The sequence below is a fragment of the Acinetobacter sp. B-6 genome, from assembly GCF_056930735.1.
In genome coordinates, this window is sequence record NZ_JBXPBY010000001.1 from 313,985 (window position 1) to 328,766 (window position 14,782).

13 protein-coding genes are annotated in these 14,782 nt (G+C 38.3%); 10 read left to right on the plus strand and 3 right to left on the minus strand.

Annotated features, from left to right (window positions below):
- Nucleotides 1–169: 169 nt before the first annotated feature.
- Both AC1Z3T_RS01385 and AC1Z3T_RS01390 read left to right on the plus strand, forming a co-directional pair.
- Complete coding sequence (locus AC1Z3T_RS01385) at nt 170–409, plus strand: hypothetical protein (protein WP_005032456.1); 240 nt, start codon at nt 170–172, stop codon at nt 407–409.
- A gap of 313 nt (nt 410–722) precedes the next feature.
- The gene (locus tag AC1Z3T_RS01390; RefSeq protein ID WP_100885553.1) at nt 723–1,475 is read left to right on the plus strand and encodes a class II aldolase/adducin family protein; all 753 of its coding nucleotides are present in this window, start codon (nt 723–725) and stop codon (nt 1,473–1,475) included.
- 101 nt (nt 1,476–1,576) lie between these two features.
- Here AC1Z3T_RS01390 and AC1Z3T_RS01395 read toward each other — a convergent pair whose 3' ends face one another.
- Nucleotides 1,577–2,266 carry a pirin family protein gene (locus AC1Z3T_RS01395; RefSeq protein WP_005032452.1) on the minus strand — a complete coding sequence of 230 codons (690 nt, stop codon included), beginning with the start codon at nt 2,264–2,266 and terminating at the stop codon, nt 1,577–1,579.
- Nucleotides 2,267–2,439: 173 nt separating this feature from the next.
- The gene (locus AC1Z3T_RS01400) at nt 2,440–3,669 is read right to left on the minus strand and encodes a L,D-transpeptidase family protein (RefSeq protein WP_005032450.1); all 1,230 of its coding nucleotides are present in this window, start codon (nt 3,667–3,669) and stop codon (nt 2,440–2,442) included.
- 272 nt (nt 3,670–3,941) lie between these two features.
- On the opposite strand from AC1Z3T_RS01400, the gene hemE reads away from it, so the two are divergent.
- From hemE to AC1Z3T_RS01420, 4 genes are all read left to right on the plus strand, one after another.
- On the plus strand, nt 3,942–5,015 hold the full coding sequence (gene hemE / locus AC1Z3T_RS01405) for a uroporphyrinogen decarboxylase (protein ID WP_100885552.1): 1,074 nt from the start codon (nt 3,942–3,944) through the stop codon (nt 5,013–5,015).
- A 21-nt stretch (nt 5,016–5,036) separates the two neighbouring features.
- Nucleotides 5,037–5,843: a DUF817 domain-containing protein gene (locus AC1Z3T_RS01410; protein ID WP_171248686.1), complete on the plus strand. Its 807-nt coding sequence runs from the start codon at nt 5,037–5,039 to the stop codon at nt 5,841–5,843.
- Between the two features lie 144 nt (nt 5,844–5,987).
- Complete coding sequence (locus tag AC1Z3T_RS01415) at nt 5,988–6,458, plus strand: DUF3015 family protein (protein WP_004828916.1); 471 nt, start codon at nt 5,988–5,990, stop codon at nt 6,456–6,458.
- Nucleotides 6,459–6,621: 163 nt separating this feature from the next.
- Nucleotides 6,622–8,553 carry an Lnb N-terminal periplasmic domain-containing protein gene (locus tag AC1Z3T_RS01420; protein ID WP_483396440.1) on the plus strand — a complete coding sequence of 644 codons (1,932 nt, stop codon included), beginning with the start codon at nt 6,622–6,624 and terminating at the stop codon, nt 8,551–8,553.
- A 22-nt stretch (nt 8,554–8,575) separates the two neighbouring features.
- Here the strand turns inward: AC1Z3T_RS01420 and AC1Z3T_RS01425 are convergent, their stop codons facing one another.
- Nucleotides 8,576–9,394 (minus strand): helix-turn-helix domain-containing protein, encoded by an 819-nt coding sequence (locus AC1Z3T_RS01425; protein WP_100885550.1) that lies wholly within the window; start codon nt 9,392–9,394, stop codon nt 8,576–8,578.
- A 301-nt stretch (nt 9,395–9,695) separates the two neighbouring features.
- Here AC1Z3T_RS01425 and eat point away from each other — a divergent pair, with 301 nt between their 5' ends.
- The 4 genes from eat to AC1Z3T_RS01445 all read left to right on the plus strand — a co-directional run bounded on the left by eat (nt 9,696) and on the right by AC1Z3T_RS01445 (nt 14,782).
- The gene (gene eat / locus AC1Z3T_RS01430; protein ID WP_046761473.1) at nt 9,696–11,126 is read left to right on the plus strand and encodes an ethanolamine permease; all 1,431 of its coding nucleotides are present in this window, start codon (nt 9,696–9,698) and stop codon (nt 11,124–11,126) included.
- Nucleotides 11,127–11,128: 2 nt separating this feature from the next.
- Nucleotides 11,129–12,511, plus strand: coding sequence for an ethanolamine ammonia-lyase subunit EutB (locus AC1Z3T_RS01435; protein WP_004828909.1), 1,383 nt, complete (start codon nt 11,129–11,131; stop codon nt 12,509–12,511).
- Between the two features lie 14 nt (nt 12,512–12,525).
- Nucleotides 12,526–13,341, plus strand: coding sequence for an ethanolamine ammonia-lyase subunit EutC (eutC, locus tag AC1Z3T_RS01440; protein WP_058967454.1), 816 nt, complete (start codon nt 12,526–12,528; stop codon nt 13,339–13,341).
- Between the two features lie 265 nt (nt 13,342–13,606).
- Nucleotides 13,607–14,782, plus strand: a complete 1,176-nt coding sequence (locus AC1Z3T_RS01445) for an acyl-CoA dehydrogenase family protein (RefSeq protein WP_100885549.1) — start codon at nt 13,607–13,609, stop codon at nt 14,780–14,782.

A 14,782-nucleotide genomic window follows, 5' to 3' on the forward strand; every position in this document is an offset into this window, starting at 1 on the left:
ATATTTAATTTATCTTATTGCTATTCTAGCAATAGAAACATCTCAAAAATGTTGTTCTTTATATTGAATGCCCTATGCGACAATTTTTGTCGCACAGGGCATTTTTGTATCTAGTAATAGTTTTCCCAATTTATATAATAGAACCTGTAAGCACGATGAGATTTAAAATATGAACGATTTAATTAAAGTACGCGAAGTTTTAAAGAATATTCAAAATCAACATAATAAAAATAGAGCCATTTCTTTGGTGGGAATGGTTGATTTAAATGAACTTGATATTACATGGTTGATTGAAGAAAATTATATTGAAATTGATGATGCTATTTCATATTTAGACAATAAAAACATTGTTTTTATTAAGGATTTGACTTTTAAAGGTAAAAAATTACTCTACCAACTTAGTGTCTAGTTAAGTTTTATAAAAACAATAAGACATGAATAAGAATAAGATAAAATAATAATAGTTTTTTATTTTTTTTGAAAAAATAATAATAAGAATACGGCTGAATAAAAATAAATGAAAAAGAAAAATAAATAAAAATAAAATATGATAATTGATAATTTTGAATCCAAATCAATAGGTCAATATTGGTTTGGATTTTTTACGTTTAAAATAAGCAATATTATGCATGGGCGCGTCATTCACGAATTAAAACTTGTATCGTGGTGGAACACTGGTTAAAAATGAATAACAATCAATCGATACTAAAAAGGATTTTAGGATGAAACGACCAAAGTATATGCAAAAAGCTGAATGGGAAGCACGTTGCCAATTGGCAGCACTGTATCGTTTAATTGCATATTTTAAAATGACAGATTTGATTGATACACATATCAGTTTACGCGTTCCCGATGAATCTGATCATTTTCTGATTAATCGTTATGGCGTGACTTTTGATCAAATGACTGCTTCTGATTTGGTCAAAATTGACCATCAAGGCAATATCGTGGCAAAAGGTGATCAAGGTAAGATGGTCAATGTCGCTGGATTTGTGATTCATTCTGCCTTACACCATGCCAATGATCAGATTAACTGTGTGATTCATACCCATACAGCAGATGGTATTGCCGTTTCTGCGCAAGAAAAAGGGTTATTGCCTTTGTCTCAACATGCACTGAAGTTTTATAACAATATTGCCTATCATGAGTATGAAGGGATTGCTTTTTCAACCGAAGAACGTGAGCGTTTAGTTAAAGACCTTGGTGAGCATCGTTGTATGATCTTGCGCAATCATGGTTTATTGGCAACGGGGAATAGCATAGCTCGAGCATTTCATGAAATTTATTTTCTTGAACGTGCCTGTCAGATTCAGATTAAAGCCATGAGCAGTTCAAAGTTACATTATCCGAGTAAAGAGGTTTCAGAATATACTGTGAAGCAATTTGAAAGTGACGCTGCTGAACCGATTATCTGTGCAGCTTGGAATGCTGCATTATCATTGATCAAAGATCAGAAAAAGGATTATTGTCGTTGAGTGGGGGGAGTACTCGCCCTATCTTGAGCTGAATAGGCAGTTTTGAAATAGTATAAAAAAACCTCCATATATTGCATATGGAGGTTTTTATTTCAGCAGGATTAACTGTTTAAATCAAACCAAATAAATTGGCTGTTTTCATGTGCAGTGAGTGTTGAATCTTCATCAAACAAGTAAGCATCGCCTGCTTTCAGTACTTGACCGGCAATATCAATCTCACCTTCGATCACATGCACATAGTTAAATTTTTGAGTCGCTTTAACGTCTAAGCTGTGATCTTTTTCCAAATACGCTGCTTTGATTTCAGCATTTTGACGAATGTGCATTGGAGCATCATCATTTGGACCAACAATCAATTGCCATTCATTCGGTGATTTTTTAGGATCACGTTCGATTTGTTGATAATTCGGTTCAGCATCACGAACATTTGGAATCACCCAGATTTGAAGCATATGAACAGCTTCATCACCTTGGTTAATTTCGCTGTGTTGTACACCAGTACCTGCACTCATCAATTGCCATTCACCTGCATTGATATGACGTTCATTTCCCATACTGTCTTTATGTGAAATTGTGCCTTTCAATACACAGGTCAAGATTTCCATATTGTCGTGAGGATGAGTACCAAAGCCATTGTGTGCGGCAATCGTATCATCATTGATCACACGTAATGAACCGACGCCCATGTATTTTGGGTCATACCAGCTACCAAATGAGAAGCTGTGTTTGGTGTCCAACCAGCCCATTTTGACATGACCACGGTTTTCGCTGTGATGTAAAAAAGTATTCATCTCAAATCTCCAATTCTTTATTTTTTAACATGAGTTGAGTTTAATATTTAAATATTTGAGATGAAATAATGAAATTACAACACATTGTTTTGTTTTTGCAACGCTGTTTAACAGGTGCTTTAAATAAAAAAACCAGTGCATTAGCACTGGTTCTATATGGTTAAAGTCTTTGATTATTCAAGGAACTTAACGGTAACACCTGATTTCACTTTTTTACCGAGATCATTTGCATCCCAGTTGGTTAAGCGGATACAACCATGCGATGCAGTCTTAGAAATCGCAGATGGGTTTGGTGTACCATGAATACCAAATGATTTTTTGCTTAAACCAATCCAGATATTACCCACAGGTGCATTAGGACCAGGCGGTAATGACAGTGGTTTCAAGTTTTTACCTTGTACAAAATTGCTCGGTGAGTAGCTGTACCACGGATTACGTGCTACACCAGTTACTTTATAAGTACCTGTTGGTGACGGAGTATCTGAACTACCAATGGTTGCAGGGAACGAGCCAACCATTTGGTTTTGCGCATTAAACAAATACAACTGTTTGGCGCCTTTATGCGCAACGATCAAATGAATGTTTTCAGGTAATTCGTTACGGATATTGGTAACAATGATTTTTTCGCCAACTTTGTTGAAGTTCGCTTTTGGATTAAGTTTCTTTAAGAAATCTTCATCCATATGGAACTTTTCGCCCAACATTTCTGTAACACGTGTGTAGTACAAACCTGGCATTTTTGCTTGTAATGCATAATCATGTGGGATTGATTTTGCATATGGACCTTTTAAGTCCTCCGCAGTGATAGCGTATTCAACAAAAGCTGGTTTGTTGCCTTGTTGAGTCACAAGTGCATCCCAAGTTTCTTTGGTTAATTCACCTGTCGGTTTAATACCATTCATTTGTTGGAATGAAGCAATGGCTTTCAAGGTGTTCATACCACTTGAACCATCAATAGCACCAGGAGAAGCGTGAGCATTATTTAACATGACGTGCGCACGTGCATAAACAGGGAATTGTCCTCTGCCAATATTTTCATACCATTGAGCGTTGTTTATTCCGTCTAAAGTCCAAGATGCTTTAACTGCATTCGGATTTGTAGGTGTTTTCGCTGGCGTAGTTTGTGGTGCAGATGGCGAAATTGCTGTATCTGAAGTTTTATCCTCAGTTTTTTCTAAATTCTGTAGCGTGTTTGCTGCTTTGTCCAAATCTTGTTGCTCTTGCGGACTGATCTGTGCTTCTACACTTGAAGCAGAACTGTCAATGGCAAGTGGATCGATAGGATCTTCAACAGGAGCAGCAACTTTTTTAGGCGTTAGCGGTTGCTCAGCTGTAGATGCAGCAAATGCTGTACCTGTTAACACACAGCTTAAACTCAAAGCAAGAATTGAGCGAACGAACATGTAGATCAACCTTAAGAATTATTCATAATTTATGACTAAAAATCTGCTTAAGTATTACAGAATTTATAAGGTGTTGCAGTATTTGTTTTGTGTTAATCATTTTTTTCTATAGACTTTTTTGTCCCAGATGAGTTTTGTTTTGTTTTCGTATACAAAATTGCTGCTCAAATCAATAAGCTCAAAACTTTATTGAGAAAAATTTTCAAGAAATGAATATCAGTGAGACCTTTTTGTTATGATGGTGCGAAATTAATATTTGATTGGGAAAGTAAATGACGACCTTAAAAAATGATCGTTTTCTACGTGCCTTATTGCGTGAACCTGTAGATACCACACCAGTTTGGATGATGCGTCAAGCAGGGCGCTATTTACCAGAGTATCGTGAAACACGTGCTAAAGCGGGTGATTTTCTTTCTCTTTGTAAAAATACTGAATTTGCTTGTGAAGTGACGTTGCAACCATTACGCCGCTATGAATTGGATGCTGCCATTTTATTTTCAGATATTTTGACAGTCCCTGATGCTTTAGGTTTAGGGCTTTATTTCGAAACAGGTGAAGGACCTAAATTTCATAAAACTGTGCGTACAGAACAAGATGTCGTAAACTTACCCAAATTTAATGCCAAGTCTGATCTTGCTTATGTCATGAATGCAGTTTCAACTATTCGTTCTGCATTGGCGGGTCAAGTGCCTTTAATTGGTTTTTCAGGCAGCCCTTGGACATTGGCTACCTATATGGTTGAAGGTGGTTCAAGCAAAGACTTTCGATTCACCAAGCAAATGATGTATGCGCAACCCGAAGTCTTACATGCATTATTAGACCGTCTCGCTGATGCCGTAATTGATTATTTAAATGCCCAAATTGAGGCAGGTGCTCAAGCTGTTCAAATTTTTGATAGTTGGGGTGGTGCATTAGCACATCGTGAATATCTAGAATTTTCACTGAAGTATATGCAAAAAATCGTTGCTGGATTAAAACGTGAAAATGAAGGGCGTAAAGTGCCTGTAATTTTATTTACTAAAGGTGGTGGTCAATGGTTGGAACCAATGATCGCGACAGATGCAGATGCGTTTGGTTTAGATTGGACAACACCTTTAAATGTTGCACGTCAAACAGTGAATGGACGAGCAGCATTACAGGGTAATTTAGATCCTGCAACGCTCTATGGCTCAGCCGCGACGATTGCAAAAGCAACTCAGGCAATGTTGGATGATGCCTATGCGAATGGTGAAAAAACAGGTTATGTCGCCAATTTAGGTCATGGCATAACCCAGTGGGTGGATCCTGATCATCCAAAAGTATTTATTGATACTGTACATGATTATAGTGCGAAATATCTAGGCTAAGTGTTTGTTATTAATCATATGATGAACTACTTTAAATCATTGGTTGAATTTCTATCTAAGGCAGCTTCAGCTGCCTTATTTGGTATTTTATTGCTGATCGCATTTATCATCACGGCTAAAATGGGAAGCCAAGAGTTTTACGGTTTTTTCCGTTATGACTATCTTTTGTTTTATGCACTCATTATTCAAGCCTGTTTGCTTTATCTAAAATTAGAATCATGGGCAGAAGCTAAAGTCATTGCTTTGTTCCATATCATGGCAATGGGCATGGAAATTTTCTTGACTCATCCGCAAATTGCTTCTTGGCAATACCCGCAACCTGCTGTATTTAAAATTTTAACTGTGCCTTTGTTTGCAGGGTTTATGTATTCAGCAGTCGGAAGTTTCTTTGCACGATCATTGCGCTTATACCAAGTCTCATTTTTAAATTTACCTCGTTTTGGCAATATGCTGAGTTTAGCTGTGTTGTCTTATATCAACTTTATGAGTAAATTTTTTATTCCTGATTTTCGCAATGTGCTTTTTATCTGGAGTGTAGTAATTTTCTGGAAAACTAAAATATCTTTCAGATTACAACAACATGAGTTTCAGCTTCCAATGTTGCCTGTACTAATTGTTTTGGCATTTATCATTTGGATTGCTGAGAATATCAGCACTTTCAATAAAATATGGCTGTATCCGAGTCAGGTCGATGCATGGCATATGGTGGGTTGGGGGAAACTCGGTTCTTGGTATCTGTTACTACTTTTAAGCTTGGTCTTGGTGCTTAAGATTTTGGGAAATCGAATGGAAAATGGTGATTGGTCACTTAAAAAATACAATAAATAATTTTTAAGTGATTAAATTTTGATTTGCTTATCTGAATTTATGTGATAAATCTACGTGGGTGTAACATCCGTTGCATAGTTTGCAAAACAACAATTCACATATGTTGTATTAAAAATAATACATATGAAAATTCTGGAGAATTATATGTTAAAAAAAATCGCTTTAGCTGCTGTATTGGCTGCGGGTTCTAGTGTTGCTATGGCTGATCCAGACGTCGGTTGTGGTGTGGGTTCTCAAGTTTGGGCTGGTCAATCTGGTAAAGTACCTAAAATTTTAGCAGCTACCACAAATGGGCTGTTTACTAACCAATTACTCGGTATTACTTTTGGTACTTTAGGTTGTAATGGTAATGGTAAAGTGACTGCGCAAGTGGTTACTTTTACGAATGAAAATTCTGAATCACTGGCACGTGATATGGCTGTAGGACAAGGTGAAAGCTTAACTGTACTTGCATCTTTGTTAAATGTTAAAGATGCTGATAAGGCACATTTCTATGCTGTGGCTAAATCTAACTTTGCCAATATCTATTCAGTAGAAAATCAAAATTCTCTACAAGTATTGGCATCACTTCAACAAGTGATGGCAAATGATGCTGTTTTAAAAGCTTACGTTTAAGCCAGAAAAAACCCTGCTTTGGTGCAGGGTTTTTTTATTCAAAATTATTGCTCAATATACGATTGAAAATGAAACAAGATAAGCTACATGAAACAGGGAAAGTCGTGAGTTGATCCCAACTTATAATTACCACATTTTATAACCATGATAAATTGATGATTGAATGAAATACATAGCACTTAGTTTTAGCGTATTCAGCACATTACTGACCATTTATTCCCATGCAGAAACACCAACATTAGAACAACAGACCTTAGCGAACTATTTGCAACTAGCTCAACAAAAACAATTGGCTGAACAGGTGACATGGAAACGTTTACTTTATGCTGAGGGCACTGCAGAACTTGGATCAAATCAAAAAAAGCTCTATCAAAGTGAAGTCAGCTATTCAGGATATTTTTTTGCGCCAGATGGGCGAACCAATATTCAACATGAGTTAGATGCCGATATCAAAGCATTGTTCCAAAAGGCTGAACCGAATCAATCCATTCGCTGTAAATTTCCTGCCCGAAGCCAATGGTTGATGCAGCAGTTAAATATTACTGAACAACAGTTACCTGTTATTTCTTGTCCGGAATTTGATCAATGGTTTGGACAAATTAAACCTTATAAAGCCACCTTGATCTATGCGACGGATTTTATGGGAAATCCAAGTTCAATGTTTGGACATACCTTACTTCGGCTTGATCCCAAAGATCAGAAGCAATTGAATTTGGTATCCTATGCAATTAACTATGCTGCCACCGTCAATAGTGATGACAACTGGTCATATGCGTGGAAAGGTCTGGTTGGAAAATATCCAGGTGAATATTCATTAATGCCGTATTATCGAAAAGTAAAAGAATATGGTGATTTTGAAAGTAGGGATCTTTGGGAATATGAACTCAATTTAAATCCAGAGGAAACTGCATTTTTAGTCAAACATATTTGGGAAATGCAAAAAGTCAGCTTTCCTTATTATTTTGTCAGTGACAATTGCGCTTATCGATTGCTTGGTTTACTTGATCTTGTTCGTCCCGATTCAAATTTACGAAAAAAATTTACTTATGCTGCCATACCGATTGAAACCATTAAGGCAATTGATCAACAAGGATTAATTCAAGAAACGGTGTATCGTCCTGCATTAGAAACACAATTAAATTCGCAAGCCAAACAGCATGGTCATCGGCTAGCTAAGATAGCACATGAAGTTGCATCATTAGAACCGCAACAGATGCCACAAGCGATTGCTGCCTATAATGAAGCAGATCGAGCTAAAATTCTAGAAATGGCGTATGACGATTTATACTTACAGTTTGTAGCGCGACAAGTCGATGCAAGCTATACACAGCCACGTTTTAGACAGTTGCTCGGGTTGCGTAGTCAGATTTCAATTGCAAAGCAACGTCAAGCGCCCGCTGAACCTAAGATTAACCCCGTCAAAGGGCATGATGCACGTAAATGGTCAGTTGCTGTAGGTGAGGTTCAAGGAGATAAGTATGCTGAGCTTGGTCATCGACAGGCTTATCATGACTTAACTGATCCACAAGGTGGTTTCCGAATAGGGACCCAATTACAGTTCTTAGATGGTGCAGCGCAGTGGCGAAATGACCGTTTAAAGCTCGAACATCTTGATCTACTCACAGTGAACTCGTATAACCCGATTACACCTTTTAAAACACCAATAACCTGGGGCTTTACTTTGGGTTGGCAACAAGAAGCAATTCAAAATGGGCAGTTTACGGACCAACAACAACATGGTGTCATGAGTGCAAAAGCGCAGTCTGGTTATACCATTGCGGATGATGATCGGAAACATTTGTGTTATGCCGAGTTGCAAACTCAGTTGCAAGCAGGAAAGTCATTGGATAAGGGATGGCGGCTAGGATTGGGTCCAACTGTAGGTTGTCAAAATATTTGGTCTGATCGGCTGAATAGTGTAGTTCAAGTGGAATTGCCATATTGGCAAGATACAAGTCAGTGGAATTTACGGGTGAACAGCTTGTTTCAATACGCACTAGATTCACAAAATAGTGTGCACCTAAAATGGGAATATCAAAAACAAAATCAAATAGATTGGCAGAAAGTCGGTTTGGGTTTTGTTCACTATTTTTAGGCAGTTACAATCATTGAAAAAATTATCCAAGTAGGTTTTGGATTCGTATGCGAAGAATTTGTTGCCACTTGCGTAAAAAAGGGCTTTTGCATTTTGTAAAATAATCTCCTTGATCAAGCTCTCGGATTGTATCGAGATAACCTGCGTCAAGTGCTTCTTCGAGTAGTTTAAAATCCGCAAAAACTTCAGCCTGAATTTGATAAGTTCGGGCGCAGATCAATTCGCCAACTTTATTTTTTAAATATGAAATTTCAGATTTTAGTGTGTTGAGGCTGATATTTTCATCCTCATATAGATAAAGGTGTAATTGTTCTAAGCTTAAGCCCATCGGATTGAGAATTAAAATACAGATGATTTCAAATTGGCGTGGTGTTAGAAGTACAGGCTGGTGATTGATTTTTATTTCATATTGGTTTGAATAAGCTTGGATGGACAAACACTGTATTGGTTCTTGATTTATTTTTTGTACAATCGTCTCTGCACATTGCGTTGCAGCCAATTGTCCAAAAATATTTTCTTGTTTAAAACGGTTAAATAAAATCACCTCGCCATAAATATAGTGAGTTTTTATGTCGAGAATAGGAGCTTTGTAAACATATTCATTCTGTGATTCAAAGGGATACTCTATGTGTTGTTGTGTAGGCAATTGACTCGGATGGGATGTACACCAAAACAAACCTTTATACATATCCCAAATTTGTATCGTAATTAAAGCCAAGGATGCGGTATTGAGTAAGTCATTTTTACAGGCAATTAACGCAAATCTTAGCTTTTGATTTGCAAGTGAATCCTTCTGTGTTTGTTTTAGATTTTGATTCAAAGCATCAGTTTTTTCATCCATGGTCTTGGTCACATTGCACTTTATTTGTGTATAAATTCTAAATACTATATTAATTTTATTAAATAAATAGCATCTATGTATTTTTACTCCTTTTAATTTTTGCTTGATGATCGTTTTGTCCAAGTTCTATTTTTAAATGTTCTTCAACTTTTTTCCTACCTTTGTTTGTTAGATTGAAATTGAATCTGTTTTAACGGAAGAAACAGAACACTGATTAAAACAAATGAATAAAAATTGATGTGACCCAAGGAAAGGCACTTTTTTTGCTTATACAAGAAAAGGCAATTAAAAAGGAACGATGATGAGCGATCACAATGAACCATTATCTGTCGGTAAGGCGGGTGATTCCAAAGATTATTTTGCACAAAGAGAACTTAAAAAAGGTGCAGTCGGTTGGCTGTTATTGGTTGGTTTGGGTGTTGCCTATGTGATTTCAGGAGATTTTGCGGGTTGGAATTTTGGGATTGCACAAGGCGGTTGGGGCGGGATGTTTGTCGCGGTTGTTCTTGCTGCCATTATGTATTTATGCATCTGCCTTTCCATGTCTGAAATGTCGACCATGATGCCCACAGCCGGGGGAGGTTATAGTTTTGCTCGGATGGCTTTTGGTCCATTTGGGGGCTATCTGACTGGAACTGCGATTTTGATTGAATATGCGATTGCGCCAGCAGCAATTGCGACATTTATTGGTGCATATTGTGAGTCCCTATTTGGTATTGGAGGGTGGATCATCTATTTGATGTGTTATTTGGTCTTTATGGGGCTTCATTTAAAAGGTGCAGGTGAAGCGCTTAAAATCATGTTTGTGATTACTGCGATCGCCGTCGTTGCAGTTGTGGTGTTTTTAGTGGCTATGGTTCCCCATTTTAATAGTGCGAATTTATTTGATATCGCAGTTGATTCATCAAAAGTAGGTGCAAGCAGCTTTTTACCTCAAGGCTATTTAGGCATTTGGGCAGCAGTTCCTTATGCGATTTGGTTTTTTCTTGCAGTTGAGGGTGTTCCTTTGGCTGCGGAAGAAGCAAAAAATCCTGCACAATCTTTACCTCGTGGTTTGATTGGAGCCATGTTGATTTTAGCTGCATTTGCTATTCTGATCTTAATTCTCAGTGCTGGCGCAGCAGGTGCAAGTGTATTGAAAGACTCAGGTGCGCCGTTGGTGGATGCACTTGTTAAAGTTTATGGGCATGGTTGGTTAGCCAATTTTGTTAACTTTGTCGGTTTGGCAGGTCTAATCGCAAGCTTTTTTTCCATTATCTATGCCTATTCACGACAAATTTTTGCACTTTCTCGGGCAGGTTATTTACCGACTTCGTTGTCTTTGACCAATAAAAACAAATCGCCTTATTTAGCCGTAATTATACCAGGCATTATCGGTTTCTTATTATCACTAACCAAACAGGGTGATCTGCTGATTTTAATCGCAGTATTTGGAGCAACGATCTCATATGTATTGATGATGATGGCACATATTAAGTTGCGCATTTCTCAACCTGATGTATATCGCCCATATCGAACACCAGGAGGGATTGTAACCTCAAGCATTGCTTTGATTTTGTCGGTTGTTGCAGTGGTTGCAGGATTTCTTGTTGATCCTAAAGTATGGTTTATTGCTTTGGGGATTTATGTGGTCTTTATTCTGTATTTTCTAGTATATAGCCGCCATCATTTGATTTCAGGGACACCGGAAGAAGAGTTTGCCAGTATTAAGGCAGCAGAACAGGAATTATAACTATGGCTTATCGGCACAATGTTGCACAGCAACAATTTATTTTCCAAGACTTAAAAACTTTAATGGCAAAGGCGACACCGCTGCGTTCTGGAGATGAATTGGCAGGCGTCGCTGCTAGCAATGCAACAGAACGAGTAGCGGCACAAATGGCACTTGCCGAAGTCCCGTTAAAAACCTTTTTAAATGAGGCTGTCATTGATTATGACAAAGATGACATTACGCGCCTCATTATGGATGAGCATCGTGCAGATTTGTTCGCACCAATTTCACATTTTACTGTAGGTGACTTTAGAAATTGGTTGTTAAGTGAAGAAGCAACGGCTGAGACACTGGCAAATTTAGCCAAGGGGCTTACACCTGAGATGGTGGCTGCTGTCAGTAAAATCATGCGCAATCAAGATCTGATTCTGGTGTCCAGTAAGTGCGAAGTGGTCACACAGTTTCGTAATACGATTGGCTTGAAAGGGCATTTATCTACACGCTTACAACCCAATCACCCGACCGATGATGTATTGGGAATTTCTGCAAGTTTATTGGATGGTTTAATGTATGGGAATGGTGATGCGGTCATTGGCATTAATCCTGCCACAGATAACTTACATAATCTCTCTGAGTTGCTCAAACTGCTTGATCACATTATTCAAGAGTATGAAATTCCAACCCAATCTTGTGTATTGACTCATATCAGTTCAGGCATTCAGCTTGCAGAACGAAATATTCCCATTGATCTGATGTTTCAATCAATAGCAGGAACACAATTAGCAAATGATGGTTTTGGAGTAACGCTCGACTTGCTCCAAGAGGGCTATGAAGCGACTTTGGCACTGAACAGGGGAACAATTGGTCAAAATGTCATGTATTTTGAAACAGGACAAGGCAGTGCCTTATCCAGTAATGCTCATCATGGCGTAGACCAACAAACCATTGAAGCACGGGCTTATGCTGTCGCACGTAAATACAATCCTTTATTGGTTAATACTGTAGTGGGTTTTATTGGTCCTGAATATTTGTATGACGGCAAACAAATTATTCGAGCCGGTTTAGAGGATCATTTCTGTGGCAAGTTACTCGGTGTGCCTATGGGATGTGATATTTGTTATACCAACCATGCCGACGCAGATCAAAATGATATGGATGTGCTGTTAACTTTATTTGGTGCGGCAGGCATCAATTTTATTATGGGCATTCCCGGTTCAGATGATGTGATGTTGAACTATCAAACCACTTCTTTCCATGATGCGCTGTATTTACGTCAGTTAATGGGCTTAAAACCTGCCCCTGAATTCTCAGCTTGGTTGGATCATCAGGGCATTTTTCATCAAGAACAACGCCAGATTCAATGGCCGAATAGTATGCCTAAAAATTTTGCTAAATTATTATCGTAAAAGGAGCATCAAGCATGAAGCTCTCCAAATTTGAAACCTTCTCTAATGGTCTGTATGAAGACCCGTGGCACAAACTCAAACAATATACCGATGCGCGAATTGCAATGGGGCGAGTCGGCTGCAGTATTCCGACTCAAGAATTACTTAATTTTCAGCTGTCACATGCTCAAGCCAAAGATGCTGTTTTTCATCAATTGAATATTGAAGATATGCAGCACAAGCTGACGGATTTAAACTTTCAAAGCCTTGTGGTCGAAAGTAAGGCAACAAACAAAGAAATTTATTTAAAACGCCCAGATTATGGACGTCAGTTATCTGAACAATCGCAAATGCAATTAACCAATTATGTGGCTGACCATCCGCAACAATATGATGTATGTATTGTCGCAGGTGATGGACTTTCCGCACGTGCCATTGAGGAGAATGCAATTGCCTATATCAACTCGTTACGGGAGCATATTGTTGCTGAAGGATGGACACTTGCCCCGATTGTGATCGCGACAGGAAGTCGAGTTGCCTTAGGAGATGAAGTAGCTCAAACCTTCAATGCCCCAATGCTAATTATGTTGATTGGCGAACGTCCGGGTTTAAGTTCACCTGATAGTATGGGGATTTATTATACTTGGAAAGCTCGGAAAGGCTGTTTGGACTCAGGTCGAAACTGCATTTCCAATGTAAGACCTGCGGGATTAAGCATTCAAATTGCAACTCAGCGTTTAATGGCACTCATGCGAAACTCATTTAAATTACAACTTTCAGGCGTTGATTTAAAAGATGATCATGTGGTGCCTTTGCAAAATAATCAACAGCCTCCCAAATTGTTATTTTAATTGTCAATATTACTTTTTCATTACAATTTTAAGTACCAAGCAATATCTGAATCTTATTGGGTATTGCTTTTTTTCTTCTCTGGCAAAGCCTTAGGGGGCATCTTGGCATAAAACGTCACCGTGCAATACTTTGGTGAAACTTTATACAATTGAACAATCTCTAAGCGCAGTATAAAACAATAAAACAAGTTGTACGTCCGTATTGTAAATATCGAATGAGCTACTCACTGCTAATTGTTAAGAAAAATAAATACAAGGAGTTGAAATGTCTGCTTTAAATATACCCCAACCGATGACTGCCATGATTCCACGTACATTATTTGATTCGGAACATGAACAATTTCGTCAAACAGCCCGTCGTTTCTTTGAAACAGAAATTGCACCTTATCGGGAACAGTGGGAAACACAGCAACATCTTGACCGACATTTATGGCAGAGAGCTGGAGAATTAGGTTTGTTGTGTTGCACGATGCCAGAACAATATGGAGGGTCGGGTGTTGATCGATTATATTCAATGATTTTAATGGAAGAACAAGCCAGAGTAGGTGACTCAGCTTCGGGTTTTGCTTTGCACTCGGATATTGTTGCGAATTACCTGAATAATTTTGGAAATGAACAGCAGAAGCAACAATGGTTGCCACTTATGGCAACGGGTGAGGTCATTGGAGCGATTGCAATGACAGAACCAGGAACAGGTTCAGATTTACAAGCGATTCGGACCACTGCAATAGAAGATGGAGACGATTATATCGTCAATGGATCTAAGATTTTTATTACCAATGGCTACCTATGCGATATCGCTATTGTCGCAGTCAAAACGGGCAAAGGGGAAAGTGAAGCACAAAATGTTTCATTGCTGATTATCGAAGCAAGTCGTACTGGTTTTACTAAAGGTAAACCACTGAAGAAAATTGGTTTGCATGGACAAGATACTTGTGAACTCTTTTTTGATCAAGTTCGTGTTCCAAAATCGAATCTTCTCGGTATGGAAGGTTTGGGTTTTATCATGTTAATGAAAGAATTGGCTTGGGAGCGGATGATGATCGGAATTATTTGTGCTGCAGGCGCAGAGTTTGCCTTGGCAAGTACTGTTGAATACACCAAGCAGCGCAAAGCTTTTGGCAAACCGATTTCCGTATTTCAAAATACACGGTTTAAATTAGCCGAAATGCGCGCAGAGATACAGATTGCACGGACCTATATTGATCAATGTATGCAATTGGTCTTAAAAAATGAATTGTCTATAGAGGCTGCCTGTACCGCTAAATACTGGGTTTCCGATCTTGCTTGCAAAGTGGTAGACGAGTGTCTGCAACTTCATGGTGGGTATGGTTATATGCTGGAATATCCTATTGCCCGTGCCTATTTAGATATTCGACCAAATCGAATTTATGGTGGTACCAATGAAATCATGAAAGAACTGATTTCACGTACGATTTAG

Excerpts from the sequence above, each read along its gene's own strand:
- AC1Z3T_RS01385 (WP_005032456.1), top strand. The coding sequence starts at position 170 with ATGAACGATTTAATTAAAGTACGCGAAGTTTTAAAGAATATTCAAAAT.
- AC1Z3T_RS01390 (WP_100885553.1), top strand. The coding sequence starts at position 723 with ATGAAACGACCAAAGTATATGCAAAAAGCTGAATGGGAAGCACGTTGC.
- AC1Z3T_RS01395 (WP_005032452.1), bottom strand. The coding sequence starts at position 2,266 with ATGAATACTTTTTTACATCACAGCGAAAACCGTGGTCATGTCAAAATG.
- AC1Z3T_RS01400 (WP_005032450.1), bottom strand. The coding sequence starts at position 3,669 with ATGTTCGTTCGCTCAATTCTTGCTTTGAGTTTAAGCTGTGTGTTAACA.
- hemE (WP_100885552.1), top strand. The coding sequence starts at position 3,942 with ATGACGACCTTAAAAAATGATCGTTTTCTACGTGCCTTATTGCGTGAA.
- AC1Z3T_RS01410 (WP_171248686.1), top strand. The coding sequence starts at position 5,037 with ATGAACTACTTTAAATCATTGGTTGAATTTCTATCTAAGGCAGCTTCA.
- AC1Z3T_RS01415 (WP_004828916.1), top strand. The coding sequence starts at position 5,988 with ATGTTAAAAAAAATCGCTTTAGCTGCTGTATTGGCTGCGGGTTCTAGT.
- AC1Z3T_RS01420 (WP_483396440.1), top strand. The coding sequence starts at position 6,622 with ATGAAATACATAGCACTTAGTTTTAGCGTATTCAGCACATTACTGACC.
- AC1Z3T_RS01425 (WP_100885550.1), bottom strand. The coding sequence starts at position 9,394 with ATGGATGAAAAAACTGATGCTTTGAATCAAAATCTAAAACAAACACAG.
- eat (WP_046761473.1), top strand. The coding sequence starts at position 9,696 with ATGAGCGATCACAATGAACCATTATCTGTCGGTAAGGCGGGTGATTCC.
- AC1Z3T_RS01435 (WP_004828909.1), top strand. The coding sequence starts at position 11,129 with ATGGCTTATCGGCACAATGTTGCACAGCAACAATTTATTTTCCAAGAC.
- eutC (WP_058967454.1), top strand. The coding sequence starts at position 12,526 with ATGAAGCTCTCCAAATTTGAAACCTTCTCTAATGGTCTGTATGAAGAC.
- AC1Z3T_RS01445 (WP_100885549.1), top strand. The coding sequence starts at position 13,607 with ATGTCTGCTTTAAATATACCCCAACCGATGACTGCCATGATTCCACGT.